The 22,764-nt window shown below is 34.7% G+C and carries 24 protein-coding genes; 12 read left to right on the top strand and 12 right to left on the bottom strand.

Going from position 1 to position 22,764, the window contains the following annotated elements:
- The first annotated feature begins 239 nt into the window (after nt 1–239).
- Entirely contained in the window at nt 240–1,130 is an 891-nt protein-coding gene (locus P700755_RS14230) for a T9SS-dependent choice-of-anchor J family protein (protein ID WP_015025342.1), read from the top strand.
- 79 nt (nt 1,131–1,209) lie between these two features.
- Here P700755_RS14230 and rlmN read toward each other — a convergent pair whose 3' ends face one another.
- Genes rlmN through P700755_RS14210 form a run of 4 tightly spaced genes read right to left on the bottom strand, consistent with a single transcriptional unit; the run spans nt 1,210 to nt 4,860 of the window.
- The gene (gene rlmN / locus P700755_RS14225; protein ID WP_015025341.1) at nt 1,210–2,256 is read right to left on the bottom strand and encodes a dual-specificity RNA methyltransferase RlmN; all 1,047 of its coding nucleotides are present in this window, start codon (nt 2,254–2,256) and stop codon (nt 1,210–1,212) included.
- A 45-nt stretch (nt 2,257–2,301) separates the two neighbouring features.
- A complete protein-coding gene (locus P700755_RS14220) occupies nt 2,302–3,165 on the bottom strand; it encodes a hydroxymethylglutaryl-CoA lyase (RefSeq protein ID WP_041758401.1) in 864 nt (287 codons plus the stop codon).
- 45 nt (nt 3,166–3,210) lie between these two features.
- Nucleotides 3,211–3,831, bottom strand: coding sequence for a LysE family translocator (locus tag P700755_RS14215; RefSeq protein WP_015025339.1), 621 nt, complete (start codon nt 3,829–3,831; stop codon nt 3,211–3,213).
- A 3-nt stretch (nt 3,832–3,834) separates the two neighbouring features.
- Nucleotides 3,835–4,860 carry a quinone-dependent dihydroorotate dehydrogenase gene (locus tag P700755_RS14210; protein WP_015025338.1) on the bottom strand — a complete coding sequence of 342 codons (1,026 nt, stop codon included), beginning with the start codon at nt 4,858–4,860 and terminating at the stop codon, nt 3,835–3,837.
- Between the two features lie 108 nt (nt 4,861–4,968).
- On the opposite strand from P700755_RS14210, the gene pepT reads away from it, so the two are divergent.
- Genes pepT through crcB form a run of 3 tightly spaced genes read left to right on the top strand, consistent with a single transcriptional unit; the run spans nt 4,969 to nt 7,681 of the window.
- A complete protein-coding gene (gene pepT, locus P700755_RS14205; RefSeq protein WP_015025337.1) occupies nt 4,969–6,204 on the top strand; it encodes a peptidase T in 1,236 nt (411 codons plus the stop codon).
- A 53-nt stretch (nt 6,205–6,257) separates the two neighbouring features.
- A complete protein-coding gene (locus P700755_RS14200; RefSeq protein ID WP_015025336.1) occupies nt 6,258–7,292 on the top strand; it encodes a hypothetical protein in 1,035 nt (344 codons plus the stop codon).
- A gap of 2 nt (nt 7,293–7,294) precedes the next feature.
- Nucleotides 7,295–7,681 carry a fluoride efflux transporter CrcB gene (crcB, locus tag P700755_RS14195; RefSeq protein ID WP_015025335.1) on the top strand — a complete coding sequence of 129 codons (387 nt, stop codon included), beginning with the start codon at nt 7,295–7,297 and terminating at the stop codon, nt 7,679–7,681.
- Between the two features lie 3 nt (nt 7,682–7,684).
- Here crcB and P700755_RS14190 read toward each other — a convergent pair whose 3' ends face one another.
- Genes P700755_RS14190 through P700755_RS14175 form a run of 4 tightly spaced genes read right to left on the bottom strand, consistent with a single transcriptional unit; the run spans nt 7,685 to nt 11,380 of the window.
- The gene (locus P700755_RS14190; protein WP_015025334.1) at nt 7,685–8,611 is read right to left on the bottom strand and encodes a 2-hydroxyacid dehydrogenase; all 927 of its coding nucleotides are present in this window, start codon (nt 8,609–8,611) and stop codon (nt 7,685–7,687) included.
- A gap of 11 nt (nt 8,612–8,622) precedes the next feature.
- Nucleotides 8,623–9,252, bottom strand: a complete 630-nt coding sequence (locus P700755_RS14185) for a response regulator transcription factor (protein WP_015025333.1) — start codon at nt 9,250–9,252, stop codon at nt 8,623–8,625.
- The gene (locus P700755_RS14180; RefSeq protein ID WP_015025332.1) at nt 9,249–11,099 is read right to left on the bottom strand and encodes a sensor histidine kinase; all 1,851 of its coding nucleotides are present in this window, start codon (nt 11,097–11,099) and stop codon (nt 9,249–9,251) included. The genes P700755_RS14185 and P700755_RS14180 overlap by 4 nt, the downstream gene beginning before the upstream one ends.
- Before the next feature lie 50 nt (nt 11,100–11,149).
- The gene (locus tag P700755_RS14175) at nt 11,150–11,380 is read right to left on the bottom strand and encodes a hypothetical protein (protein ID WP_015025331.1); all 231 of its coding nucleotides are present in this window, start codon (nt 11,378–11,380) and stop codon (nt 11,150–11,152) included.
- A 36-nt stretch (nt 11,381–11,416) separates the two neighbouring features.
- Here P700755_RS14175 and P700755_RS14170 point away from each other — a divergent pair, with 36 nt between their 5' ends.
- A complete protein-coding gene (locus P700755_RS14170; RefSeq protein ID WP_015025330.1) occupies nt 11,417–11,803 on the top strand; it encodes a pyrophosphohydrolase domain-containing protein in 387 nt (128 codons plus the stop codon).
- Here P700755_RS14170 and P700755_RS14165 read toward each other — a convergent pair.
- Genes P700755_RS14165 through P700755_RS20855 form a run of 3 tightly spaced genes read right to left on the bottom strand, consistent with a single transcriptional unit; the run spans nt 11,800 to nt 13,574 of the window.
- On the bottom strand, nt 11,800–12,414 hold the full coding sequence (locus tag P700755_RS14165) for a deoxynucleoside kinase (protein ID WP_015025329.1): 615 nt from the start codon (nt 12,412–12,414) through the stop codon (nt 11,800–11,802). The genes P700755_RS14170 and P700755_RS14165 overlap by 4 nt on opposite strands.
- Nucleotides 12,415–12,418: 4 nt before the next feature.
- Nucleotides 12,419–13,282, bottom strand: coding sequence for a hypothetical protein (locus P700755_RS14160; RefSeq protein ID WP_245535949.1), 864 nt, complete (start codon nt 13,280–13,282; stop codon nt 12,419–12,421).
- Nucleotides 13,224–13,574, bottom strand: coding sequence for a DUF6122 family protein (locus P700755_RS20855; protein WP_015025327.1), 351 nt, complete (start codon nt 13,572–13,574; stop codon nt 13,224–13,226). The genes P700755_RS14160 and P700755_RS20855 overlap by 59 nt, the downstream gene beginning before the upstream one ends.
- 119 nt (nt 13,575–13,693) lie before the next feature.
- Here P700755_RS20855 and rpe point away from each other — a divergent pair, with 119 nt between their 5' ends.
- Genes rpe through P700755_RS14135 form a run of 4 tightly spaced genes read left to right on the top strand, consistent with a single transcriptional unit; the run spans nt 13,694 to nt 17,396 of the window.
- Nucleotides 13,694–14,356, top strand: a complete 663-nt coding sequence (rpe, locus tag P700755_RS14150; protein ID WP_015025326.1) for a ribulose-phosphate 3-epimerase — start codon at nt 13,694–13,696, stop codon at nt 14,354–14,356.
- Nucleotides 14,357–14,359: 3 nt separating this feature from the next.
- Complete coding sequence (locus tag P700755_RS14145) at nt 14,360–15,319, top strand: YpdA family putative bacillithiol disulfide reductase (RefSeq protein ID WP_015025325.1); 960 nt, start codon at nt 14,360–14,362, stop codon at nt 15,317–15,319.
- Nucleotides 15,320–15,368: 49 nt separating this feature from the next.
- Nucleotides 15,369–16,280, top strand: coding sequence for a hypothetical protein (locus P700755_RS14140; RefSeq protein WP_015025324.1), 912 nt, complete (start codon nt 15,369–15,371; stop codon nt 16,278–16,280).
- Between the two features lie 51 nt (nt 16,281–16,331).
- A complete protein-coding gene (locus tag P700755_RS14135) occupies nt 16,332–17,396 on the top strand; it encodes a flavin-containing monooxygenase (protein WP_015025323.1) in 1,065 nt (354 codons plus the stop codon).
- A gap of 60 nt (nt 17,397–17,456) precedes the next feature.
- Here P700755_RS14135 and sucC read toward each other — a convergent pair whose 3' ends face one another.
- Complete coding sequence (gene sucC / locus P700755_RS14130) at nt 17,457–18,650, bottom strand: ADP-forming succinate--CoA ligase subunit beta (protein WP_015025322.1); 1,194 nt, start codon at nt 18,648–18,650, stop codon at nt 17,457–17,459.
- Between the two features lie 133 nt (nt 18,651–18,783).
- Between sucC and P700755_RS14125 the strand changes: the two genes are divergently transcribed.
- The 3 genes from P700755_RS14125 to yidC all read left to right on the top strand — a co-directional run bounded on the left by P700755_RS14125 (nt 18,784) and on the right by yidC (nt 22,719).
- Nucleotides 18,784–19,011, top strand: a complete 228-nt coding sequence (locus P700755_RS14125; protein ID WP_015025321.1) for a DUF3820 family protein — start codon at nt 18,784–18,786, stop codon at nt 19,009–19,011.
- 82 nt (nt 19,012–19,093) lie between these two features.
- Entirely contained in the window at nt 19,094–20,704 is a 1,611-nt protein-coding gene (locus P700755_RS14120; RefSeq protein ID WP_015025320.1) for a CTP synthase, read from the top strand.
- A 104-nt stretch (nt 20,705–20,808) separates the two neighbouring features.
- Entirely contained in the window at nt 20,809–22,719 is a 1,911-nt protein-coding gene (gene yidC, locus P700755_RS14115; protein WP_015025319.1) for a membrane protein insertase YidC, read from the top strand.
- The last annotated feature ends 45 nt before the right edge of the window (nt 22,720–22,764 follow it).

The following is a 22,764-nucleotide window of genomic DNA, read 5'->3' as shown; positions in this document are numbered from 1 at the left end:
TTGAGGAAAAAAATATAAGCATAGCAATAGTTACGGTTCTATTTTATGACGATTAATAAGTGGAAAATAAACAGATTTTATCCAACATTTGAATACTAAATTGGTATAATACCATGACCAGAAACAAACATTCCTAAGTTAAAGAAAACAAATGCTAATTTTTTAAAAAAACCAAAGCAAACGCAGTTGAACAAATATTTTTTATTATATTTATGAATTAATTTTAAAATTTTAACACTATGAAAAAAATTACTTTTTTATTTATTTTAGCAATGATTTCCTTTGTAGGCAAATCTCAAATAACACTCTTTGAAGACAGCTTTGAAGACTATGATGATTTTATAATTGAAGATATTGGCGACTGGACCCTTATAGATGGTGATGGTTTACAGACGTATATAATCGGTGAAGGAGCAGATTTTGAAAATGGTGGATATGTTGGGTCGTTTATTGTATTTAACCCCTCAGCTGTAGCTACACCTCTTGATAGTGAAGACGCATGGTCCGCTAGAACTGGCGACAAAACAATCAATGCTTTTGCAGCTGTACCAAGTCAAGATGGCGGTGCTACTGCAAATGATGATAGATTAATTACTCCACGAATTACTTTAGGTAGCTCTGGGAATACTCTTAGCTTTTGGGCAAAAGCACCAACTGATGAATTCGGTCCTGAAACTTTTAATCTTGAAATCTCTACGACTGGTACTGAAGCTGGTGACTTTTTTGTGATTCTACCAAATCAATCACCTGCACCTGAAGAATGGACAGAATTCGTTTTTAATTTAGATGGATTTGCAGGAGAAAATATTTATGTTGCTATTCATTATATTGGTAGTGATGCATATTCTTTAATTCTAGATGATTTTAAAGTAACTACATCAACTCTTTCTAACACAGAGTTTAATACTTCAAACTTAGATTATTTCTATAATGCAGGCCAGTTAACTATTCAGTCTAGTTTTAACTTAGACAATGTTTCTCTTTATAATGTTTTAGGTCAAGAAGTTTTAACTCAAGACTTAAATTCTGACAAGGCTTCAGTTAATGTGTCTAGCTTAAGCACTGGACTTTATATTGCTAAAGTTGCTTCAGGAAATCAAGTGAATACATTCAAATTTGTAAAACAATAAGAATTATAAGTTCTTAGGTTTAAATAAAAGCTCCGATCAATGATCGGAGCTTTTATATTTTAGATACTTTTTATTTAAATTAAGCGTTAATCTTATTAGCCAGCTGTCCACAAGCGGCATCTATATCCTTCCCTCTAGAATGTCTTAGGGTCACCGTAATATGATTAGCCTCTAGGGCATTGACGTGTTTGGCAACAGCATCGTCACTTCCTTGTTGAAACTGCCCGTCATCTATTGGGTTATACTCTATGATATTCACCTTACAAGGAATCAATTGACAAAACTTTACTAAAGCGCTTATGTCCTCTTGAGTATCGTTAATACCTTTCCAAACAATATATTCATAAGTCACAGATTTACCTGTTTTCTCGTACCAGTATAACAAGGAGTCCTTAAGATCTGCCAAAGGAAATTTTGCATTGAATGGCATAATTTGAGTTCTTATTTCATCAATCGCGGAGTGAAGAGATACCGCTAAATGAAATTTAACATCATCATCTGCCAGTTTTTTTATCATTTTTGGAACTCCAGAAGTGGATAGAGTAATTCGCTTTGGCGACATGCCCAATCCATCAGGAGAGGTAATTTTTTCTACAGACTTAAGCACGTTTTTATAATTCATCAAGGGTTCTCCCATTCCCATGAATACAATATTGGACAATGGAATGCCATTATAAAGTCTACTCTCTTTGTCGATAGCGACCACTTGGTCAAAAATTTCATCGGCATTGAGGTTTCGCATTCGTTTCAATTTCGCAGTGGCGCAAAATTTACAATCCAAACTACATCCCACCTGAGAAGACACACAAGCAGTGGTCCTGGATAAGGTTGGAATCAATACAGATTCAACAGTAAAACCATCGTGAAGTTTAACGGCATTTTTGATAGTACCATCTTTACTTCGTTGCATCTCGTCTACCTCAATATGATTTATTACGAAATTATCCTCAAGCATTTGTCGAGTCTCTTTGGACAAGTTGGTCATGTCCTCAAAATTGTAAGTTGCTTTGTTCCAGAGCCAATTGTAGACTTGAGATCCCCTAAATGATTTATCCCCTTGAGAAACAAAAAATTCATTCAACTCTTGTTTGCTTAACGCCCGTATATCTTTCTTTAAATTTTCCACACTGCAAAACTAAGTAAAAAAGAAAGGAATCCTCCAAAAAGTATACTAATGGTATTTAGAAAATAAGTCTGATGCTTTATTGTAAGCTGCTTCAAAACTTGTCATTTTTATGGAATTCTCCATCTTCTTAGAATTAAAATAAGAGAGCATTTTTTCAGTTTGCATATTTCCGGTCAGATCATCTTTAGCCATAGGGCAACCGCCAAATCCCTGTACAGCTCCGTCAAACCTCCTACATCCTCCATTAGTAGCCGCATCTACTTTTTCGAACCAGGCGTCTGAAGTAGTGTGTAGATGAGCACCAAATTCCATAGTAGGGTATTTAGGAATAAGCGTAGAAAATAAATCTTCGATCACCTCTGGAGTGGAACTCCCTACAGTATCCGATAAGGATAGAATTTTTACCCCGAGATCTGCCAGGGTTTCAGTCCACTTCCCTACGATATCCGTGTTCCACGGATCTCCATAAGGATTTCCAAATCCCATAGATAAATACGCAACAACAGATTTATTGGACTTATGAGCTATCTCAAGTATAGATTTTAAAACCTCAACAGATTCTGCAATGGTCTTATGCGTATTTCGCATTTGGAAATTTTCGGAAATTGAAAAAGGATATCCCAAATAATCGATTTCTGGAAACTGGGAAGCCTCTTGAGCTCCTCTTTGATTTGCTACAATAGCTAAAAGTTTACTTTGAGTAGCAGATAAATCCAGCATGGATAAGACTTTAGAAGTGTCTTGCATTTGTGGAATCGCTTTAGGCGATACAAAACTTCCAAAATCTATAGTATCGAACCCACACCTTAAAAGGGATTGGATGTATTTTACTTTTTCTTCAGTTGGAATAAAAGACTTTATGCCTTGCATCGCATCTCTAGGACACTCAATTAACTTAACGGATTTCATAGGCCAAATATACAGTTTTAAGGTTTTTAGAAAAATGAAATTAGCTTAAAGTAAAATCAGAATAGCTATGGCTATAAAAGTTAGTATTTGAAACCATTTCAAAAAAGAAAAATGACTTGACTTCTGAAACAACACTGTCGACACCTTACCTGCTAAAACTGAAACTACACTAAAAATAAGAAAGGCCTGAAGCATAAATAAGCCCCCTAAAATGTAAAATTGAAGAACTAAATTGGAGTTGGTATCCCACAAAAACCCTGGGAAGAAGGCTAAAAAAAAGATGGTTACTTTAGGATTGAGCATATTCATAACCAAACCTGTTTTATAATAGCTGGAACTAGATTTGCTGATTTTGGTTTCCTCACTTGAGGAAAATCCTTCACCTCGGGAAGATATATATACTTTGTAAGCTAAATAAAATAAGTATAAGGCTCCTGCGATTTTTATACCCCAGAACAAGGTCTCAGAGTTTTTAATAACCAGTGACACTCCAAAAGCAACCAAAGACGTATGAACAATTATACCAGTCACCAATCCTGCGGCGATGATAAGTCCTCGCCGATAGCCTCCAACCAAGCTTTGAGAAAGAACATAAATAATGTCAGGCCCTGGTGAAAGTGTTAAAAAAATAGAAGCGATAAGAAATGGAAGAATTTGCTCAAGCATGTATTACTTGGGATTACGATCTAGAATAGCTTGATTGATGGCTTTGATAAGACTTGGGCCTTCGTAAACAAAACCGGTATACAGCTGAACGAGACTTGCACCAGCATCTAGTTTTTCCAAAGCATCTTGTGGCGTCATAATCCCACCAACCCCAATAATTGGGAAGGCTTTACTGCTTTTGGTCGATAAAAAGCGAATCACCTCTGTAGACGATTTGGTAAGTGGCTTCCCACTTAGACCTCCTGCTTCATCTTTATGAATTGAAGACAGCCCTTCTCTAGAAATAGTAGTATTGGTCGCAATAACACCTGCTATTTTACTCGATATAACAATGTCGATAATATCCATTAATTGTTCTTCAGAGAGGTCTGGCGCTATTTTTAGCAAAATAGGTTTTGGTTTTGGCTTTTTTCCATTCTTGGCTTGTAAGTGGTTTAGAAGCTTTTGTAGAGGCTCCTTATCTTGCAAAGCTCTTAAGTTGGGAGTATTCGGCGAACTCACATTCACCACAAAGTAATCTACATAATCAAACAGGGCTTCAAAACTGATATCATAATCAGTGATAGCGTCTTCATTAGGTGTCGCTTTATTTTTACCGATATTTCCCCCTATGAGGATATCTGAATTTTGTTTCAATCGTTTTACTGCTTCCTCTACTCCTTCATTGTTAAACCCGAATCTATTTATAATCGCGGAGTCTTGCTTTAGTCTAAACGCCCTCTTTTTTGGATTCCCAGATTGAGCTTTAGGAGTGACTGTTCCTATTTCAATAAAACCAAAGCCAAGGCTAGATAATTCTTTATAGAGTTCTGCATTTTTATCAAACCCTGCCGCTAGGCCAACGGGGTTTTTGAACTTAAGACCAAAAACCTCTCGTTCCAATCTTTTATCCTCAAGAACAAAATTCTTTTTTAAAATTGAAGAAAAACCAGGGATTCTATAGGCAAACTTCAAAGCGTTGAAACTAAAATGATGTACAGCTTCAGGATCAAACTGGAATAAAATTGGCCTTAAAATTTGTTTGTACATCTTCACTTTAATTTGAATGTAAAAATAAAGTAAATCTTAGGATGAGCAACTTTTTATTGGAAATTAATGAATACAAATTCTTATTTTTGAGCAAAATAAGAACAATAGATGATAAATTCTGACACGCTTTTAAATCGATTCCTTACCTATATCAAAATTGATTCACAAAGCAATCCAAATAATGAAAACACACCTAGTACAGAAAAACAGTGGACTATTGCTCATCTCTTAAAAGAGGAGTTAGAACGCATTGGTTTACAAGATGTTTCTATAGATGACAAGGCCTATATTATGGCAACTTTACCTTCAAACGTAGACCACGAGGTTCCAACGGTAGGTTTTGTATCACATTTTGACACCTCACCAGATTTCAATGCTTCTAGCATTAAGCCTCAAATTCATGAAAATTATGATGGAGGAGATATTATACTCAATGCTGAAAAAAATATAATCTTGTCTCCCGATTATTTTGAGGATCTTAAACTTTACAAAGGTCAGACCCTCATTACCACAGATGGAACTACTCTCTTAAGCGCGGATGATAAAGCAGGAATTACAGAAATTATTATGGCGATGGAATACCTTGTAGACCACCCCGAAATAAGACATGGAAAGCTAAGGGTCGGTTTTACCCCAGATGAGGAAATAGGAAGAGGCGCCCACCATTTTGATGTCGAAAAATTTGGTGCGGCATACGCTTACACCATGGACGGAAGTCAAATTGGCGAATTGGAATACGAAAACTTTAATGCTGCGTCTGCTACCCTCAAATTTAAAGGAATAAGTGTTCATCCAGGCTACGCAAAAGGAAAAATGGTAAATTCGATGTACCTCGCTCAAAAATTTATTGATGTCTTACCAAAAGAGGAAGTCCCAGAACAAACTGAAGGCTACGAAGGGTTTTTTCACCTCTGCAAAATGAATGGTACTATTGAGCTTACTGAATTAAACTATATTATAAGAGATCATGACAAAACAAAATTTGAAGCCAGAAAAGAACTTTTTGAAGGCGTTGTTGCTAAAATGAATAAAACCCACGGAGAAGAGGTTGTTGAGTTAGAAATTCATGATCAATATTACAACATGAAAGAAAAAGTAGAGCCTATCAAATACATTGTAGATATTGCCGAGCAAGCCATGAAAGAACTTAATATCACTCCCGTCCTAAAACCTATAAGAGGAGGCACTGATGGTGCTCAACTTAGTTATAAAGGCCTACCCTGTCCTAACATATTTGCTGGAGGACATAATTTTCATGGAAAATTCGAGTATGTTCCTTTAGAAAGTATGGTGAAAGCTAGTGAAGTCATCGTCAAAATTGCAGAACTCACAGCACGTCGCTAAATCTTAAAACATAGCTTGATTTTAAGTATATTCGTTTATATAAGAACTACCATATGAAATTTTTTAAGTATATCTTCTTTCTTATTGTCTTACTTTTTGTTGTGGGCTCCCTCTATATTGCGACGGTAAATGTGAATAATCAAGAAACGATAAATTTTGAAACCCCCATCAACGCAAAGCTCTTCGAATCGAAGATTAAAGATTTTTCTACCTATTCCAACTGGTTTACATTATATGAAGATGAGTCTATAATCCCTAGACTAAGCAATCCTAATGATTTTGAAAACTCAATACTTTCTTGGCAGAATTCTAAATTTGAAAGTATCAATCTTCAAAACAAATCTAAAGTTTCAGATTCACTTGTACAGCAACTCACTTTAAAAACATGGTTGAGTCTTTCTGAAATTGATATAACCTGGAAATTTAAAACTTCAGAAAATAACTCAAGCCTTATACTCCACTTAGAATCTGATGCTAGTTTTTGGCAAAAAGCTGAAACTGTATTTACAGGAATTTCACATTTAGACATCGCTAAAACATCTATTGAAAATAGCTTAAGCAGTCTTGAAAGGTCTCTCCAAAAAGAAATTTCAGTCTATGATATAGCTATGGTGGGTAAAGTTGAAACCAGTCGATTTTACTTGCTTCACGCTACCTCTGCAGCTAAACTTAACTATAATAAAATCCTAGAAAAATCTGAGCCAATTTTCAAAAGTATAGAAGACTTTATGAAGGAGCAAAAGTTTGAAATCTATAAAGGAAGACTTATTTTATTTGAGAATTTATATGAAAATACCGATAATCTGATATTTTCTCCTGGAATAGGTTCCCAAGAAAAAATTGCCATCCCTGATACTTATGAGATTTTGTCTAAATCGGTTAGTCAAGGAGCTTATTTTAAAACCAAGCTGACGGGAGACTATATCAATATGGAGGAGCTTATAAAATATAGCAATACTATAGTTGCGAATAGGTCCCTAAAAATCAATACGCGGCTAAAACCCTTTCTTGAATTTGAAATCAGTTCAAACTCTACTGTTAATCCATCCAAGTGGATTACAAATTATTATATCCCCATAATTGAATAAATATGAAGTCTGTTTTGCTTGTATTTTTAGGGGGTGGATTAGGAAGTGTTTGCCGATTTCTAGTAACTTTATTTTTTAAAACACAAGTTGACTCGAAGTTTAACTTCTTTAGCACCTTAACTGTGAATGTTTTAGGAAGTCTTTTAATTGGACTTTTATTGGGTTGGTTGATGAAATCTGAAGGTCAGTACTCGAATTTACAGCTTTTACTAGCGGTGGGGTTTTGCGGCGGATTTACAACGTTCTCCACTTTCTCTTCAGAAAATCTAAATTTATTAAAAAGCAACCTTTACTTAGAGTTTTTACTTTATGCTCTAGGAAGCCTTGTATTGGGAATCTTGGCTGTTTTTTTAGGTTTTATAATCACTAAAAACTTAGCTGCTCATTAGCCTTTAATATCCTTTTGCAGTATTCACTTCATTCAGTAAGGCTTTTCCATTTTTCATCCTCGCATAATTTTCAAGCAATTGACTGTCTACTGACTCTAGATCTGTTATACTCGCAATATGTGGTGTGATTTGGATTTGAGGATGTTCCCAAAAGGGGTGAAAACTCGGAAGAGGTTCTTCTCGAAAAACATCTAGGCTTGCTCCACATATAATGTCCTGATCTATCGCTTTCAGTAACTCATCTTCGTTAAGGTGCTCTCCCCTAGCCACATTAATTAAATAGGCTTTATCTTTTAGTTTTCTAAAGAGATCAAGATTCAGAATTCCTGTGGTGAGTTCGGTGAGAGGCAATAAACAAACAAGAATCTGAGTCTTATTTAGAAATTCATCCTGTTCTTTTTCTCCATAAACTCGGATGCCATCTACTGTTTTTGAAGAGTTGGCATACCCTATAACCTCAAACCCATTTTTTTTCAAAACTTTACCAGCTTCTTGTCCAAGAACACCATACCCCATAATACCAACTGAAGTATGTTTTGGAGTTTGATAAGGCTTGATATTCCAAAGTTTAGCAGATTGATCTTGGATATGTGTGAAAAGATTTCTAGAGACCGTCAAACAATTTAATAGGACAAATTGGCTCATATCTTCTGTTAACTGCTCATCGACAATTCTTGTTACCCTTACCTGCTCAGGCAAATTCTTATCTTTCAAAATATGATCCACACCTGCTCCCATAGAAGCGATGACTTTAAGATTTGGAAAATCGTTATAAAGACCTTCTGGATGTTTCCAAGAAATGGCGAATTCAACATCTTCTGGACGGTCAATATCTGGATAAATTTGGATATCTAAAGATTCATTTTTAGACATTAATGTATCTCTCCATTTTTGGGGATTCCTAGTTGTACTTACAATTAATATGGACATGCTTATTGACTTTATTCAAAATTATACTTTTTATCCATAGCATAACGCAACAATTCCCCCTTGCCATATAGTTCTAGTTTATGGGCCATATTTCTTCTGTGGGTGTGGATCGTGGAAACAGCACAAGCTCTTTCATTAGCTATTTCTTGTGATGTTTTGCCCTCAGCAATGAGGTTTAATATATCCTTTTCTGCATTCGATAGACTTGTTTTTGAAGATGTTGAATTAACATCAAATAAGCTAGTAATCCCGTGAAGATGCTTATCGAAATATTTCTTTCCCTTATTTACCTCTCCAATAGCAGTTACCAACTCATCTAGCGAAGATGTCTTCAAGATATAGCCATCCACATCTACGTCTACCATTTTATTTATTACATCTGGTTGATCGAACATAGAGAGAACTATTACTTTTACATTTTTGAAATCTCGCTTAATCTCTCTAGCTAACGTAACACCGTCCATTTTTGGCATTTTAAGGTCTGTAATTACAAGATCTACCGGAGTAATTTTAAGCTGTTTTAAGAAATCCTTACCGTCATTGGCAGAAAATACAAGATCTATGGACTCATTTCCATCAAACCGAAGACTTATACCGTCAATAAGAGTTTGGTGATCATCTGCAATTGCTACTCTTATCATAGTGGAATATCTATTATTAATGTAGTCCCACTACCTTCTGAAGAATCTATGGTGAATTCTCCTTTTAAATAGGTGACTCGCTGTTTTATACTTTGTAGGCCGAAAGACTCTTTTTCTTCAATTTTATTTTTGTTAAAACCAACACCGTTATCTTCTACAATAATATTTAAGAGATCATCAGATTTAGTGAGTGAGATAGAAGCTTTACTGGCCTGAGAATGTTTAACCACATTGGCCATGGTCTCTTGGATAATTCTAAACACATTAAGTTCTAATTTATCATCCAGTTGGTCTTCGGTAGGAATAAAATGAAAGAAATCCACTTCAATCCTACTAAAGGAACTGATGTTTTTACTTAAAGTACTCAAGGCAGGAATGAGGTCATTTTCAGCCATAAGGCCGCTATGTTTTAGGTGAGCTAGTGATCTGATGTCTTGATAGGTTTGTTCTAGTAGATTGTAAGCTCTATCAAAACCTATGGGTTTGGAGTCTATTGCTTTTAACTCTGTATACAAATGATCAAAATAAGACTTGATAGCTGTAAAATTAGACCCGATATTATCGTGTAAATCACTTGCAAGTCTTGCACGCTCTTTCTCTTGTCCGACTACCAGTGCATCTATAGCCTTAATTTCTTGTTCTTTTAACTCTTTTTGAATTTTATTAATTTCGAGAGCCTTGTTTTTCTGGATTAAGAGTTGTTTCTTTTTTGCATTTTGATAAATCGCAATAGATAGAAATACAAGAAGGATAAAAGCTCCTATTGAAGAGTATATAATAGACTGATTTCTTTCATTTTTCTTTTCTAAAACTAAATTCTCTCTCTCTTTTTTTTCCGCTTCAAATCGGGTTAGCGAAATATTTTGTTGTGTAATGTCTATACTGTCTCGATAAAGTAAAGATTCATTTAAATATTTATAGGCGGAGTCGGGTTGGTTTAAGGCCTTATAATCTTTAGCAAGCTTTTGATTGATATAAGCGGTTAACTCAAAATCATAATTAAAATTCCTATAACCATTAGCCTTTTTGGTCCAATACACCGCTCGATCATAATCTCCAACAAAACTATTTAGATCTCCCAAACTAAAATAGCCAAGGGCTGCTTTATGAGGCAAACCCAGTTGTTCATAAATATCAATACCTTTATTATAATAAAATTCTGCTGAATCTTTTTGGATGACAACATCCGTATAATACATAGCATGATAAGTGTGAACGTTTCCTAACTTATAAATATTGGGATCTTTTTCCAAGTAACGGTAGGCGTTATAAATATGATCGAGAAAGCCTGAAGTAGAATCTGGGCTTTCCAAACTCATATAAGCTAACTCAATTTCTAGATCTACCATTTGCATGGGATCTTTAAGTTCGATTGCTATTTTCTGAAATTCATCAAGATAATCTACTGGTTTTTGGTAAATATCCTCGTTGGCTACAGTGTAAAAAAGGTCTAAATTAATGCGATTGTATCTCACTAAGTCACCTATCTCTTTAAAATAGATTTGTGCCTTGATGTAGTTAAGCGCAGCAAAATCGAAATTGCTATTCATATCAAAAGACTCGCCGAGATTATAGAAATAGTAGGCCTTTTGCTTAGGATCTAGCGTGGTAGTATCTATGCTGTAAAGAATCTTAAATGATTCTTCCAATTGTTTAAATGTATTGTAATAACGTGACTTCGCTAGCTTAAGGTTAATTGAGTCTAACGACTTAGACTGGAACAAAAAATCTTCTAGTCTTTCAAACTTATTATGTTCAAAAAGACTATCGATTTCAGCTGTTTGAGCTATAGAACTAAAGCTTATTATACTTAAAAGAGAAACCACTAGGGTTTTGGTAAAAAACATATATATTCCTTCTCCAATTTAATTTAAAGTTAAAATAATATTTAAGAAACCTAAGAACTTCCCATTATATTTTTAATAAGGTCTAAGATGGATTCTTCTCTCCAGTAAAATCTTAAAAGAATGAGTAAGATAATAAATGTAAAAAAACCCAAAAGCACAAACAAACTTCCTTTATAATACTTATTATGAAGTCCTCTATCTTTGATGTATGAATAGATAATAATGGAGACAAATACAACGACAAAGAAAATGATAAAGGCAATACGCCCTGGAGTAAACATAATTTTATATTTTTCACAAAAATACTTTTAAATCTTATGAAAAAGCCATTAGAACATGTAAAAATATTTCATAAAGCTTTCGGACTCGATGTTTCAGAAGTCCAAAAAGCAGATCTTGGACTTGATAAAAACATGCTTCGCTACAAGTTGATGCAAGAAGAAAATGAAGAGTATCTAGAAGCAGCTTCTCAAGGAAATCTTGTAGAAGTTGCAGACGCCTTAGGAGACATGCTTTACGTCTTGTGCGGGACCATCATTTCCCATGGTATGCAACATAAAATAGGGGAAGTCTTTGAAGAAATACATCAAAGCAACATGAGCAAACTAGATGAGAACGGAAAACCAATTTACAGAGAAGATGGCAAAGTTTTAAAAGGACCCCATTATTTTAAGCCCAAACTCAAAAATATCCTAGACCATTAAAATAGGCCGTGAATTTCACCGTCGATTTTATTAAATATCAAACCCAAATCCTCTGGCTTATCAACAAAGTCAAGATCATCAACATCGATGACTAAGAGTTTACTTTTATCATAACATTGAATCCAAGCTTCATAGCGCTCGTTCAATTTATTAAGGTAATCTATAGAAATAGAATTCTCATAGTCACGACCGCGTTTTTGAATTTGCTTTACCAAATTAGGCACACTACTTCTAAGATAGATCAGCAAATCTGGAGCCTCTGTAACAGACTCCATAAGGTCGAATAGTGAAGAGTAGTTTTTGAAATCTCTATTAGACATCAAACCCATCGCATGTAAATTGGGCGCAAAAATAAAAGCATCTTCATAAATAGTCCTATCCTGAATAATGTCTGTATTGCTTTCACGGATTTCGAGAATTTGTCTAAACCTACTGTTCAAAAAGTAAATTTGAAGGTTAAAAGACCATCGTTTCATGTCTTCATAAAAATCTTCCAAAAAGGGATTTTCTATAACATCTTCGTATTCTGCTCTCCAATTATAATGTTTAGCTATAAGTTTGGTAAGAGTTGTCTTTCCTGCTCCAATATTCCCAGCGATTGCAACGTGCATATAATCAATTATTTACGGCGGTTAGTCTGTACGTGTAAAGTACTTTATCGCTGCAAATATAAAGGTTTTGGGCATTGAAATAAAATTGATTGAACGTAATTTTAGGTTTTTTAAAAGAGGTTTTTTGACGTGAGTCCTTTTCAAACAATTCCAAACTCGACTGAGTTTGTACCATCACTTGACTTTTAAATGTCGCAAAAGATATTGCTCCTTCCAAGCTAAATCTGTCCACGACACTTCCAGTGATATTATACTTTGTAAATGAGTTTGAATGCTGAAGCCAACAAAAATTGTAATTGCTTTTGAAATGTAAAATCTCTTGGTTTATGGGTAATGAGGTGTTTTTTGTAAGTTCGTTTTGATAGTCGAACAATTCCAATTGCTGGATATCCGCATTAAAAATCCACAGTAAATTATCTTTAGAAACACCCACGAAATCAACTGTTTTAAAATCTGAAATAACGCCGAAATTAATACGGCTTATTTCATTCAACCGATTATCTAAAATGACAATGGTATTGGCTTCTTTATAAAACAAAAGAATTTTTAGAGGATTTAATAAATCCACACTTTCGAGATCACCGAGTTGTAAATCTTGAAATTGAAATTTTTGCTTGTTTTCAGTCTTATAAAAAACATTTCTTTCAGAAAAGTAAAATCTATCGTAAACATCCACTCCCCAAAAGCGATCTGCCTGCAAGGTTAAACTATCTATAAGCTTGAGGTTTTGTACTTGAGCACTTAAGCTAGTAGTTATAATAGTCAGAAGAAAAAAAAGATAGGGCAGCTTCATGAAACCAGATGATTCATCAAGATATGAAATAATCCTGAAGACAGTCAAAGTTAGACCAAATGCAATCAATGGCATCTGTAATCATATGAAATATTAAACCTATGCTTATAAGCCTCACCCATTTATTCTTTATAAATATGAAGATAAGGATGTAAACTAGAATCGCTATTTCGGAGTGAAACGTATGAAAGCCTATGCTACACCGACTGGGATCAAAAATAGGAATTGCCCATAAATGGTCTATATCAACAAGCATAGTCGTCAATAAGACCAAATAGCTTTTCCAAACGTGTTTAGGAGTATACAACCTGGCAATAAAAAAGATCACTAAAAAATGATTCGCGTAATGAACAAAAGTTTGCAACATCGTTATCGTTTAATCAAGTTGCAAAATACAGTTAAACAGCTCTTAAACACAAGGGGGTTTTGTGAATATATGGACAACTTCCCCAACTAAAACCTTATTTTTACAGAAAAATTTAAGTCATGAGTGATAAACTTATAGCCCCATCTATACTCGCCGCAGATTTCGCCAATTTACAACGTGATGTAGAAATGGTAAATACGAGTCAAGCAGATTGGTTCCATATCGATATTATGGACGGTGTATTTGTGCCTAATATCTCTTTTGGGATGCCTGTTTTAAAAGCTATTTCCAAACATGCTAAAAAATTCATCGATGTACACCTCATGATTGTTGATCCAGATCGATATATAAAGGAGTTTGCAGATTTGGGATCGAATATGCTTACGGTTCATTACGAAGCCTGTTCACATTTGCACAGAAGCTTACAATCTATTAAAAATCATGGAATGCAGGCTGGTGTTGCTTTAAATCCTCATACCAATGTAGAGTTATTGAGGGATTGTATCAATGACATAGATATGGTATGCCTTATGAGTGTGAATCCTGGTTTTGGTGGACAACACTTTATTGAACGTACTTACAAGAAAATAAAACAACTCAAGGCATTGATTCTTGAGGAAGGGGCTGATACTAAGATCGAAATTGACGGAGGAGTCACCGATAAGAATGCTGAAGAACTTATTGCCTGTGGAGCAGATGTCTTGGTAGCAGGAAGCTATGTCTTTAAAAGTGATGATCCAGAAGAAACTATTTTGAACCTTAAAAATTCTATAAATAAATAGACTATGACGTACGATGTGTTGATTGTTGGTGGTGGACCCATAGGGATAGCTAGCGCAATAGAAGCTAAAAAAAAGAATCTTTCTTATATTATTATAGAAAAAGGAGCCTTAGTCAACTCCTTATATAATTATCCAGACAAAATGACTTTTTTCTCTACGTCTGAAAAATTAGAACTAGATGAAATCCCATTTGTAAGTAATAACAACAAACCCACAAAACAGGAAGCGTTGGAATATTACAGAAGGATCGTAGACTACAAGCAAATTCACATTAACCTATTTGAAAAAGTTGAGAAAGTAACTAAGAACAAAAGCTTTTTTAGAATATCTACTAGTAAAGCAGATTATCAAGCCAAGAATATAGTGATATCAACAGGGTTCTACGATATTCCAAATCACCTTAATATTCCCGGAGAAGAGTTGGATAAAGTCTCTCACTATTATAAAGATCCTCATTATTATGCTACCCAAAAACTTGTCGTTGTGGGAGCGAGTAATTCCTCTGTAGATGCAGCTCTAGAAACTTATCGAAAAGGTGCAGATGTTACTATGATAGTAAGAGGTGAACAAGTTGGGGAACGCGTAAAGTATTGGGTAAGACCAGATGTTCTCAATAGAATTAAGGAAGGCAGTATCAAGGCTTATTTCAATTCTGAATTAACAGAAGTCGGACAGGATTACGTAAAATTTAAAGATGAACAGGGCCATGTTCAAGAAATAGAAAATGACTTTGTACTTGTTCTTACTGGGTATCGCCCAAACTTTGAGTTTCTCAAAATGATTGGAGTGGCCTTAAGCGACGATGGCCTTTCAATACCTGCCTATAACCAGCAAACCATGGAAACCAATCTAAAAGGCGTTTATCTTGCAGGTGTTATTTGTGGTGGTATGGAGACCCATAAATGGTTTATAGAAAACTCTAGAATTCACGCCAAAATGATTATGGAAAATATTAATTCTTAAATAACAATTTTTTATTAAGTTTTATTTAACAATTTGATTACCTTTAAATATGTCAAATTTCAACTTCAAAGAGTCTTTTAAATTTTTAAATTCTTATTTCCTCTCAGAGAAATTAAAAGAACAATTAGAGAAAGTAATTGTTATTGTAGCTATCGTAAGTTTTGGAATCCACTTAGTGATTATTGGACTTATAGATTTCGATATCTTGGATATAGGCAAATATGATGGGAATTTAATTATTAGCCCCATATCTGCTATCTATACCCCTTTCTCAATTATCTTAATTTACGAGGTTTACCTTTTGGTGTTTTACCTTCCTAAGTCCATTACCAACTACATTGGTAAGCAATATGAAATTATTACTCTGATATTGATTCGGAAAATATTTTACGATTTATCGAATCTCGAATTTTCATCCGATTGGTTTTCCATAGAAGGTGATATCCAATTTACCATAGATTTAATAGCAACCTTGATCTTATTTTTCTTGATTTTTCAATTTTATAGACTGAATTCTAAGAATAAGATTGAAAAAGAGGAATTGACCAATAAGACTAAGACCCACATTAAAGTAAAGAATGTTTTTGCAACTATTTTAGTTCCAGTTATTGTCATTCTCGCCATTTTTTCTTTTGGAAGTTGGCTTTATGAAACCTTAAATAGTACCGATTACTCATCTACCTCTATTAAAACAGTCAATACCATTTTCTTTGATGACTTCTTTACTGTTTTAATCCTCATAGATGTACTATTACTATTATTTTCATTTCTTCAAACTGAAGAATTTAGCAGAGTTATCCGTAATTCAGGTTTTGTTATTTCAACTATTCTTATCAAACTTTCATTTTCTGCAGATAATATTATAAATACCATCTTGATAGTTGTCGCCGTAAGTTTTGGCGTGTTGATACTCTATATTTATAATCAATACTTTAAACTCAATCAAAGAATAAAACCTTAACTATTTGGATATAAGTCCGTTTCAGTGTACCTTATAAAAAAATGAAAAATAATGTTGGATTTTATAATTATTGGCGCTGCGCAAGCTGGCTTGTCTATGGCTTATGAGCTTAAACAGTTAAAAAAAAATTATGTGATCTTAGATAAAGAAAGCCAAGTAGGAGCTTCTTGGTTAAAGAGGTGGGACTCTCTAACTTTATTTACGCCTTCTGAGTTTAACAATTTAAAAGGTCTTGAATTTCCAAAACCAAAAGGACATTATCCAGATAAATATGAAGTTGCAGAGTATTTTAAGTCCTATGTGGATACCTTCAATATTTCTATTGAATTCAATACTCTAGTCACAGAAATTCAAGATAAATCTGATTATTTTGTTGTAAAATGCGAAGATGGATTTTATGAAGCAGAGCAAGTCATCATAGCTACAGGACCGTTTCATATTCCTTACATACCCCCATTTTACCAAAAGATAGAGGCTTCTGTTTTTCAAATTCACAGCGATTATTACAAAAATCCAAGTCAGTTGCAAGACGGAAAAGCGATGGTGGTTGGAGCTGGAGATTCTGGGTATCAGATCTTGGACGAAATTTCCAATACGGATAGAGACGTCTATTTTTCTGGAGATACAGAAGTTAGAACTTTACCACGGGAATTTTTAGGTAAAACCTTATGGTGGTGGTTCACTAAGACGAGGTATTTAAGCTTTAGCAAAACGTCTTGGTTAGGAAAAAAGATAAGCGAATCTAAACAACCTATTATAGGAGTGGATGTAAAAAGCATTCTAAATAAAGAAAATGTAATTCCAGTCGGAAAAGCCCTCAATGCCAATTCTCACAAAATCGTAACAGAAGAAGCAAAATTAACCGATGTCAGAAATATAATTTGGGCTACAGGATATCGACCAAAATTTGATTGGATAGAAGGTTTGGAATTAGACAAAAACGGCTACCCTATACATCATAGAGGAGTAAGCAATATCGATGGTTTATATTTTATTGGTTTGCCTTGGTTACATACTAGAGCTTCTGCCACTTTAGGAGGCACCAAAAAGGATGCTGACTATCTTGGAGATTATATTCTGGAAGTAGACTCTAAAAAGGAAAAGATAAAAGTTTAAGCATAAAAAAAGCCCCGAATATCAAATATAAGGGGCTTTTAGAGTGTATGAGTTTATGGCTTAAGCTAAAACTTTTTGTACTTTATCTGCAGCTTCTTTAAATTGAACTGCAGTTTCCACATTAATTCCAGCTTCGTTGATCAATTTCACAGCTTCTTCAGCATTGGTGCCTTGAAGCCTTACAATAATAGGAACATTTATTTGGTCACCCATGTTTTTATAAGCTTCAATAATACCTTTAGCGACTCGGTCACATCTTACAATACCTCCAAAAATATTGATTAAGATAGCTTCTACTTTTTTGTCCTTCAGAATTAGTTTAAAAGCTTGTTCAACACGTTTTGCATCGGCAGTACCTCCAACGTCTAGGAAGTTAGCCGGTTCTGCTCCAGCAAATTTAATTAAATCCATAGTGGCCATAGCAAGTCCAGCACCGTTGACCATGCAACCAACATTACCATCTAGGTTGACATAGCTTAAACCAGCTTCTCTAGCTTCAACTTCTGTAGGATCTTCTTCACGCGTATCGCGCATGTTTTGATAATCTTTATGTCTAAATAACGCTGAATCGTCTAAAGTTACTTTAGCATCTACAGCTATAATTCTGTCATCACTGGTTTTCAAAACAGGATTGATTTCGAATAAAGAAGAATCACAACCTTCGTAAGCTTTGTACAAAGAAGTAACAAATTTGGTCATTTCTTTAAAGGCTTTTCCTTCTAATCCAAAGTTGAAAGCAATTTTACGAGCTTGAAATGGTAGAATACCTGTAGCAGGATCTATTTCTTCAGTAAAGATTTTTTCTGGTGTATTTTCTGCTACACTTTCTATATCGACTCCACCTTCTGGAGAATACATAATCATATTTCTTCCAGTGGCCCTGTTTAACAAAACAGACATATAATATTCTTCTGGTTCATTATCCCCTGGATAATAAACGTCTTCTGTAATAAGAACTTGATGCACCTCCTTACCTTCTTTACTGGTTTGTGGGGTTACCAAATGCATTCCTAAAATCTCTTCTGCTATCTGCTCCACCTCTTTAAGGTTTTTGGCGAGCCTAACTCCACCCCCTTTTCCACGTCCACCTGCATGAACTTGAGCTTTTATAACATGCCACCCGGTTCCGGTTTCTTCAGTGAGTTTTTTTGCAGCTTCAACAGCTTCTTTAGGAGTTTTGGAAAGGATTCCTTTTTGGATGCCGACACCAAAACTGCTTAATATTTCTTTGCCTTGATATTCATGTAGATTCATAATCAGGTTTTATGATATAAATTTGGAGCACAAAAGTAATAATTTAATAGTTGGCTGCAATAATTTAAAAAGGTTTATTAGCAACTTAGCTTTGAGCAAGATTCTTACTATTGTAATCTTTAATGTTTGACTTATGACTCCAGATTTTCAGAAAAAATACCTTAACGAACTTGCTCATGCTAAAATGCCTTTTGGTAAATACAAAGGTTACTATCTGGCAGACATTCCAGAATACTATCTTATTTGGTATAAACGAAAAGGTTTCCCTGAAAATAAGCTAGGGCAACAAATGCGAGAAGTATTAGAGATGAAAGTGAATGGACTTGAGTTTATTTTGAGAAAAATCAGAAATACAAATTGAAATTATTTTAAGGTTTTTATCTTCTTATGCAAAAATTAAATGATATTTTTGCATCCCATATAGTCACAAACTTCTGACACAAATGGCCGATACAAAGTATATTTTTGTAACAGGCGGTGTTTCTTCGTCTTTAGGGAAAGGAATAATCGCAGCATCTTTAGCTAAACTTCTTCAAGCAAGAGGCTACAAAGTTACCATCCAAAAACTAGATCCTTATATCAATATAGATCCAGGGACTCTGAATCCTTATGAGCATGGTGAGTGTTTTGTCACTGAGGATGGAGCTGAAACCGATTTAGACCTTGGCCATTATGAGCGTTTTTTGAACGTAAATACCTCACAAGCCAATAATGTCACCACCGGTAGAATCTACCAAAGTGTGATCGATAAAGAGCGAAGAGGAGATTTCTTAGGAAAAACAGTTCAGGTGATTCCTCATATTACCAATGAAATTAAAGAACGTATACAGATCTTAGGTCAAGATAACTCCTATGATATCGTTATCACTGAAATTGGAGGTACTGTTGGAGATATAGAGTCTTTACCTTATATAGAAGCTGTGAGACAGCTAAAATGGGAACTTGGAGATCACAATTCCTTAGTGATTCATCTTACTCTTATCCCTTATCTTTCTGCTGCCAAGGAATTGAAGACAAAACCTACTCAGCACAGCGTAAAAACACTGATGGAAAGTGGAATCTCTCCTGAAATTTTGGTGTGTAGAACCGAACACCAAATCAACGATGACATCCGAAACAAATTAGCTTTGTTTTGTAATGTCAAAAAAGAGGCCGTCATCCAATCTATTGACGCCGAGTCTATTTACTATGTTCCAACCCTAATGGCTGAACAAGGATTGGATACAATTACCCTTAAAAAGCTTAATCTTGAAGATAATATAGTCCCCAACCTTGATAAGTGGAACTTCTTTGTCGATAAACTTAAAAATGCCACAGAAGAGTTATCTATTGGACTTGTAGGTAAATATGTCGATCTTCAAGATTCTTACAAATCTATTTTAGAATCTTTTATTCATGCAGGAGCCTACAATGATGTAAAGGTAAAGGTAGTCTGGATCAACTCGGAAAAGAAAAAGCACAATGAAACTATTTTCCATCAACTCGATGGACTTTTGGTAGCGCCTGGTTTTGGTGAGCGAGGCATTGAAGGTAAAATAAATGCTGTTAATTATGCTAGGACACATAAAATTCCATTTTTAGGCATTTGCCTTGGTTTGCAAATGGCTGTCATAGAATTTTCTAGAAATGTCTTGGGACTGGAAGGGGCAAATTCAACAGAAATGAATCCAAAAACTCCACACCCAGTTATCGGTCTTATGGAGAATCAAAAGGACATTCAACAAATGGGAGGTACAATGCGACTAGGAGCCTGGGATTGTGAACTTCAACCTGGCTCTAAGTTAGCTGAAATCTATGGAACTACTCAAATTTCAGAACGCCACAGACATAGGCATGAAATTAATAACAAATACGTAAGTGATCTAGAAAGCCATGGCTTAATCTGTTCAGGCAAAAATCTACAAACGGGACTTGTTGAAACCATTGAGCTCGAAGATCACCCTTGGTTTGTTGGAGTACAATTTCATCCAGAGTATAAAAGCACAGTAGCGACTCCGCATCCTTTGTTTTTAAGTTTTATAAAAGCTGCAAAAAAACACAGTCATCAATCATAATGGGATCACCTTAGCAAATAATCCTAGATTAATCTTTCTTAATTGAAACAAAATGCTGATTTTTGCAAAGATTTTGTAAAATCAAAATATACAATATATAGTCAATGGAAGAAAAAAAGACATTTGATAAAAACTCCATTATTGGATTTGCACTTATAGGGCTAATTCTGATTGGGGTAATGTACATGAATCCTAATGAGGATATAGTTCCTGAACAAGATAATACAGACCAAGTTGAAACCAATACCTCAACAGATCCTGTTTCTACTTCAAAGCAAACTCCCAAAAGATCACAGGAAAATGGAATTGCTAGCAACCTCCAAGATTCAGTAAATAGCGAGCTTGCCAGAAGAGACTATGGCGCTTTTGCTTATTCTGCTTTACAAGATTTTGCTAAAGATGATGCAGTGACCACCATCGAAAATGAGGTTATAAAATTGGAAATTAGCAACAAAGGTGGGCAGATTGTTGAAGCTAAAATGAAACAATATGATACCTATAAAGGCAATCCTGTTTATCTCATAAAAGATGGAAACGCCAATTTTAATATTGAATTTGAAACCAACGATGGCCGTGTCATAAATACAAGTGATCTTTACTTTGAGCCCAATCTTACCACTGAAAATGGAAATCAAGTCTTGACTATGCGTGCTAAAGTCTCCGATCTTGAATTTCTAGAATTTTATTATGGACTTGAGTCGGAGGATTACATGATGAATTTTAGGATACGTTCTCAAGGTTTAAACAGTGTGATTTCTTCCGATCAAGCTAACTTATCTTGGAAAGTTAAAGTTCTAAGGAAAGCTAAGAGTATTTCTTATGAAAACAGATATACAGAGATTGTATACCTCTATGAAGATGAAAAGGACGATTATACAGGACAAGGCGACGAGGCTGTAGAAGAAGATGAATCTATTGATTGGATAGCTTTTAAACAGCACTTTTTTACATCAGTTTTATTGACAGATACTCCATTTGAAAAAGGAAAAATGACTTCGCTAAACCTAGTTCAAGATGAACAGATTGATACGGTTTTTACGAAAAATTTCCTTGCTGAAGTTCCCTTAAAATTAAATAACGGAGAATTCTCGGAAACCATGAATTGGTATCATGGCCCTTCAGATTTTGATGTCTTAAGTTCTTATGAACGCAAATTAGATGAAATTGTTCCTTTAGGCTGGGGATTATTCGGCTGGATAAACAGATATATTTTTATTCCATTTTTCGGCTTTTTGAGTAGTAGCTTACCTAGTTATGGTCTTGCTATTATCGTCATGACTATCGTTGTAAGAATTGTCTTATCCCCTATTACTTACAAATCTTACGTATCTCAAGCCAAAATGAAAGTTTTGAAACCAGAGATCAATGAGATCAATGAAAAGTTCAAGGACAATGCCATGAAAAAGCAGCAGGAAACCATGAAGCTGTATAGTAAAACCGGAGTAAGCCCATTAGCAGGTTGTATTCCTGCCTTGTTGCAAATACCGGTCTTTTATGCGCTCTTTCAATTTTTCCCCAGTGCTTTTGATCTAAGGCAAAAAGGATTTTTATGGGCGGATGACCTATCGAGTTACGATGTTATTTTCGAATGGGATGCCTACATTCCATTGGTGTCTTTTGCGTATGGAAACCACGTGAGTTTGTTTCCTATTTTAGCGTCTATAGCCATTTTCTTTTATACCCAAATGACTGCTGGACAAAACATGCAACAAAGTTCACAGCCAGGGATGCCTAATATGAAGGTGATCATGTATTTTGCGCCTTTCATTATGCTTATTTTCTTTAATAACTATGCGAGTGGTTTATCTCTTTATTATTTTATCTCTAACTTAATTACCATTGGGATTATGCTGGTTATAAAACATGTTATTATAGATGATAAAAAGATTCTCGCCAAGATTGAAGAAAAGAAGAAAAAACCCAAAAAGAAGAAAGGGAAGATTGGCCAAAGGTTTCAACAAATTATGGAACAAGCTGCTGAACAACAAAAGAAGAAACAAGAAGATAAAAAATAAAATAAATTTATTTCGCATAAAAAAAGGAGACCAAAATTGGTCTCC

It is taken from the genome of Psychroflexus torquis ATCC 700755 (genome assembly GCF_000153485.2).
Lineage (GTDB): Bacteria > Bacteroidota > Bacteroidia > Flavobacteriales > Flavobacteriaceae > Psychroflexus > Psychroflexus torquis.
This window is presented reverse-complemented; position numbering and strand designations above follow the sequence as displayed.

What these genes read in the sequence shown, in the direction of transcription:
- rpe (WP_015025326.1), top strand. Translation starts at nt 13,694, where the DNA reads ATGAGTGATAAACTTATAGCCCCATCTATACTCGCCGCAGATTTCGCC.
- P700755_RS14160 (WP_245535949.1), bottom strand. Translation starts at nt 13,282, where the DNA reads ATGCCATTGATTGCATTTGGTCTAACTTTGACTGTCTTCAGGATTATT.
- P700755_RS14120 (WP_015025320.1), top strand. Translation starts at nt 19,094, where the DNA reads ATGGCCGATACAAAGTATATTTTTGTAACAGGCGGTGTTTCTTCGTCT.
- P700755_RS14135 (WP_015025323.1), top strand. Translation starts at nt 16,332, where the DNA reads ATGTTGGATTTTATAATTATTGGCGCTGCGCAAGCTGGCTTGTCTATG.
- sucC (WP_015025322.1), bottom strand. Translation starts at nt 18,650, where the DNA reads ATGAATCTACATGAATATCAAGGCAAAGAAATATTAAGCAGTTTTGGT.
- P700755_RS14215 (WP_015025339.1), bottom strand. Translation starts at nt 3,831, where the DNA reads ATGCTTGAGCAAATTCTTCCATTTCTTATCGCTTCTATTTTTTTAACA.
- P700755_RS14190 (WP_015025334.1), bottom strand. Translation starts at nt 8,611, where the DNA reads ATGTCCATATTAATTGTAAGTACAACTAGGAATCCCCAAAAATGGAGA.
- P700755_RS14180 (WP_015025332.1), bottom strand. Translation starts at nt 11,099, where the DNA reads ATGTTTTTTACCAAAACCCTAGTGGTTTCTCTTTTAAGTATAATAAGC.
- P700755_RS14210 (WP_015025338.1), bottom strand. Translation starts at nt 4,860, where the DNA reads ATGTACAAACAAATTTTAAGGCCAATTTTATTCCAGTTTGATCCTGAA.
- P700755_RS14145 (WP_015025325.1), top strand. Translation starts at nt 14,360, where the DNA reads ATGACGTACGATGTGTTGATTGTTGGTGGTGGACCCATAGGGATAGCT.
- P700755_RS14165 (WP_015025329.1), bottom strand. Translation starts at nt 12,414, where the DNA reads ATGCACGTTGCAATCGCTGGGAATATTGGAGCAGGAAAGACAACTCTT.
- P700755_RS14140 (WP_015025324.1), top strand. Translation starts at nt 15,369, where the DNA reads ATGTCAAATTTCAACTTCAAAGAGTCTTTTAAATTTTTAAATTCTTAT.
- P700755_RS14125 (WP_015025321.1), top strand. Translation starts at nt 18,784, where the DNA reads ATGACTCCAGATTTTCAGAAAAAATACCTTAACGAACTTGCTCATGCT.
- crcB (WP_015025335.1), top strand. Translation starts at nt 7,295, where the DNA reads ATGAAGTCTGTTTTGCTTGTATTTTTAGGGGGTGGATTAGGAAGTGTT.
- yidC (WP_015025319.1), top strand. Translation starts at nt 20,809, where the DNA reads ATGGAAGAAAAAAAGACATTTGATAAAAACTCCATTATTGGATTTGCA.
- P700755_RS14200 (WP_015025336.1), top strand. Translation starts at nt 6,258, where the DNA reads ATGAAATTTTTTAAGTATATCTTCTTTCTTATTGTCTTACTTTTTGTT.
- P700755_RS14175 (WP_015025331.1), bottom strand. Translation starts at nt 11,380, where the DNA reads ATGTTTACTCCAGGGCGTATTGCCTTTATCATTTTCTTTGTCGTTGTA.
- P700755_RS14170 (WP_015025330.1), top strand. Translation starts at nt 11,417, where the DNA reads ATGAAAAAGCCATTAGAACATGTAAAAATATTTCATAAAGCTTTCGGA.
- pepT (WP_015025337.1), top strand. Translation starts at nt 4,969, where the DNA reads ATGATAAATTCTGACACGCTTTTAAATCGATTCCTTACCTATATCAAA.
- P700755_RS14230 (WP_015025342.1), top strand. Translation starts at nt 240, where the DNA reads ATGAAAAAAATTACTTTTTTATTTATTTTAGCAATGATTTCCTTTGTA.
- P700755_RS20855 (WP_015025327.1), bottom strand. Translation starts at nt 13,574, where the DNA reads ATGTTGCAAACTTTTGTTCATTACGCGAATCATTTTTTAGTGATCTTT.
- P700755_RS14185 (WP_015025333.1), bottom strand. Translation starts at nt 9,252, where the DNA reads ATGATAAGAGTAGCAATTGCAGATGATCACCAAACTCTTATTGACGGT.
- P700755_RS14220 (WP_041758401.1), bottom strand. Translation starts at nt 3,165, where the DNA reads ATGAAATCCGTTAAGTTAATTGAGTGTCCTAGAGATGCGATGCAAGGC.